General features: G+C 65.2%; 4 protein-coding genes. 1 reads left to right on the forward strand and 3 read right to left on the reverse strand.

Annotated features, from left to right (window positions below; genetic code table 11):
- Positions 1-143: 143 nt before the first annotated feature.
- Positions 144-614: a nuclear transport factor 2 family protein gene (locus V6M61_RS13185; RefSeq protein ID WP_332777034.1), complete on the reverse strand. Its 471-nt coding sequence runs from the start codon at positions 612-614 to the stop codon at positions 144-146.
- Positions 615-734: 120 nt separating this feature from the next.
- Between V6M61_RS13185 and V6M61_RS13190 the strand changes: the two genes are divergently transcribed.
- The gene (locus V6M61_RS13190; protein WP_332777035.1) at positions 735-1,688 is read left to right on the forward strand and encodes a GlxA family transcriptional regulator; all 954 of its coding nucleotides are present in this window, start codon (positions 735-737) and stop codon (positions 1,686-1,688) included.
- Positions 1,689-1,925: 237 nt separating this feature from the next.
- On the opposite strand, the gene V6M61_RS13195 is transcribed toward V6M61_RS13190, so the two are convergent.
- Both V6M61_RS13195 and V6M61_RS13200 read right to left on the reverse strand, forming a co-directional pair.
- The gene (locus tag V6M61_RS13195) at positions 1,926-2,687 is read right to left on the reverse strand and encodes an amino acid ABC transporter ATP-binding protein (protein WP_332777036.1); all 762 of its coding nucleotides are present in this window, start codon (positions 2,685-2,687) and stop codon (positions 1,926-1,928) included.
- An 11-nt stretch (positions 2,688-2,698) separates the two neighbouring features.
- On the reverse strand, positions 2,699-3,061 hold a 363-nt coding region (locus V6M61_RS13200), incomplete at its 5' end, for an amino acid ABC transporter permease (RefSeq protein ID WP_332777037.1).

Raw genomic sequence — 3,061 nt, forward strand, 5'->3', positions numbered from 1 at the left:
GGCCCGCAGGGCGAGCGAAGCGAGTCAAAAGCGGAGTTTACGAGTTGTAAATGAGCATTTTGATGGGGGCGCCTAGCCTGGGCTCGCATACGAGCCTGTTTTTAACGATGCATCGGCAACGCAGGTAGTTTTTCAAGGGCCTGTTAGCGAGACGCCCTGAACTGCCGCAACCCCTTGCCGGCCTGCCGGCGAATGGCGTTCTGCACCGGCGGCGCCCAGCCCAGCAGCAGTCCCTTGAGGCCCAGAGCCTGGCGCGCCCAGCGCCACAGGTCGAAATGATCGCGATGCTCGGCGATCTTGCCGTCGCGAAAGACGAAGCGGGCCTCGATGCGGTTGACCACAGTGTTGCCGGTCTGGCTGAACAGGTAGGTCGCCACCCAATGGGCGCTGCCCTGCCGGTCGTCCGCCTGCACCTGGTCGAAGGTCAGCGAGAAGTCTTGCGCGCGCGCCGCCAGCATGCGCCACATGTCGACCGCCTCGTCGCCGCGCAGATCCTGGAACACCGGGTCGCTGAAGCACACGTCGTCGGCATAGCAGGCCGCCATGCCCTCGGCATCGAGTTGCTGGAAGGCCCGGTAGAAACGCGTGATCAGTTCGGCATTGGGATGGTTCATGCAAGAGTGCTCCGCAATAAGGACTGCACCGAGTATCGCCGGGAATGCGCCGAACGGCGATTGGCGATTACGCCAACCTTGTGGCAATAATCGCCACACTCTTCGCACCTGCGGTTCGCCATGCTCAACATCGCGCTCTACGTCTGCCCGCAAACGCTGTGCTCCAGCCTGAGCATGGCCAGCGATGCCTTCACCCTGGCCAACCGCCTGGCCGAGCGGCCGCTGTTCAAGGTGCAGCGGTTCAGCCGGGATGGCCAACCGGTCGCGCTGGATTTCGCCCACATCCAGGTGGATGGTGGCCTGCAGCTGGGCGAACGCGCCGAGTTGCTGATGCTGCCCGCCACCGGTAGTGCCATCGACGCCACGCTCGCCGCCAATGCCGCGCTGTTGCCCTGGCTGGCGCAGCGCCCGGCCAGCCAACAGCTCGCCAGCCTGTGCAGCAGCGCCTTCCTGCTGGCCGCCGCGGGCCTGCTCGACGGTCGCCGCGCCACCACCCACTGGGCCTTGGCCGAGCAGTTTCGCCAGCGCTTCCCGCAGGTCCGCCTGGACATCGACGAACTGCTGTGCCACGACGGCAACCTGCTCAGCTCCGGCGGCGCCCAGGCCGGCCTGGACCTGTGCCTGTACCTGATCGGCTGGCATGCCGGCGACGGCTTGGCGCAACGGGTCGCCAACGCGCTGGTGTTCGACAGCCGGCGCGGCCGCCAGTCGCGCTTCGCGCCGCTGCTGCCCCAGGTGAGCAGCGACGACGGGCAGATCGGCCCACTGTTGCACTGGCTCCAGCACCATCATGCCGAGCCGATCGACCTCAAGCGCCTGGCGGCGCAGGCCAGTTGCTCGCCGCGCACCTTGCTGCGGCGCTTCAAGGCCGGCACCGGGCTGACGCCCAACGACTATCTGCAGCGTCTGCGCATCAGCACGGCGCAAGCCGCCCTGCGCAACCCGGCGCGCTCGCTGGAGCAGGTCGCCGCGCAGGTCGGCTATGCCGATCGCGCCACCTTCGCCAAGCTGTTCAAGCAGCTCTGCGGGGAAACCCCGGGGGCCTTCCGCCGGCGCCTGCGGCAGACACCATAAGGCGCGGCGCAAAGCAGTAGGGTGGGTTAGGCGCATGTTGCGGTCACCCAGCCCACGCCTCTCTTGATTGCGCCGTAACCCACCATTGAGCTCAACCGGACTTATGCCTGGTGGGTTACGCGGCGCTCGGTCAGCGCGGCAAGCCGAGCGGCCATCGCCCTGCGCCGCCAACCCACGAAAAAGCAGCCGGCACAAAAAAGGGAGCCCGTAGGCTCCCTTCTTCGTTGCAGCGGGTCTTCAGTGCAGGATCTGGCTGAGGAACAGCTTGGTGCGCTCGTTTTGCGGGTTGGTGAAGAAGGTGTTCGGCTCGGCCTCTTCGACGATCTCGCCCTTGTCCAGAAAGATCACCCGGTTCGCCACGGTGCGGGCAAAGCCCATCTCGTGGGTCACGCAGAGCATGGTCATGCCGTCTTCGGCCAGGCTGACCATGGTGTCCAACACCTCCTTGACCATTTCCGGATCGAGCGCCGAGGTCGGCTCGTCGAACAGCATGATCTTCGGCTTCATGCACAGCGCGCGGGCGATGGCCACGCGCTGCTGCTGACCACCGGAGAGCTGCCCCGGGTACTTGAGGGCCTGTTCGGGGATACGCACGCGCTCGAGGTAGTGCATGGCGATCTCTTCGGCCTGGCGCTTGGGCATCTTGCGCACCCACATCGGCGCCAGGGTGCAGTTCTGCAGCACGCTCAGGTGCGGGAACAGGTTGAAGTGCTGGAACACCATACCGACCTCGCGACGCACCGCCTCGATGTGCTTGAGGTCGTGGGTCAGTTCGGTGCCATCGACCACGATGCGCCCCTGCTGGTGCTCTTCCAGGCGGTTGATGCAGCGAATGGCGGTGGACTTGCCGGATCCGGACGGACCGCAGAGGACGATGCGCTCGCCCGGTTGCACGCGCAGGTTGATGTCCTTGAGCACGTGGAACTGGCCGTACCACTTGTGCACGCCCTCCATCAGGATCATCGGCTCGGCGCTGGTTTGTTTGATTGCTGCAGACATTGAATGGGCTCCTAACGCTTATGGCCGGTGTCCAGCTTGCGCTCCAGGTGCATGGAGTAGCGGGACATACCAAAACAGAAAATCCAGAAAAGCAGGGCGGCGAACACATAGCCTTCGGTGGCCATGCCCAGCCAGGCCGGGTCGGTGGTGGCTTGCTTGATGCTGTTGAGCACGTCGAACAGGCCGATGATGATCACCAGGCTGGTGTCCTTGAACAGGGCGATGAAGGTGTTGACGATGCCCGGAATCACCAGCTTCAGCGCCTGCGGCAAAATCACCAGGCCCATCATCCGCCAGTAGCCCAGGCCCATGGCCGCCGCCGCTTCGTACTGGCCCTTGGGGATGGCTTGCAGGCCGCCGCGCACCACTTCGGC

The organism is Polaromonas sp. (assembly GCF_036676035.1).
In the GTDB taxonomy this organism is placed as follows: domain Bacteria; phylum Pseudomonadota; class Gammaproteobacteria; order Burkholderiales; family Burkholderiaceae_C; genus Polaromonas.

What these genes read in the sequence shown, in the direction of transcription:
- V6M61_RS13185 (WP_332777034.1), bottom strand. Translation starts at nt 614, where the DNA reads ATGAACCATCCCAATGCCGAACTGATCACGCGTTTCTACCGGGCCTTC.
- V6M61_RS13190 (WP_332777035.1), top strand. Translation starts at nt 735, where the DNA reads ATGCTCAACATCGCGCTCTACGTCTGCCCGCAAACGCTGTGCTCCAGC.
- V6M61_RS13195 (WP_332777036.1), bottom strand. Translation starts at nt 2,687, where the DNA reads ATGTCTGCAGCAATCAAACAAACCAGCGCCGAGCCGATGATCCTGATG.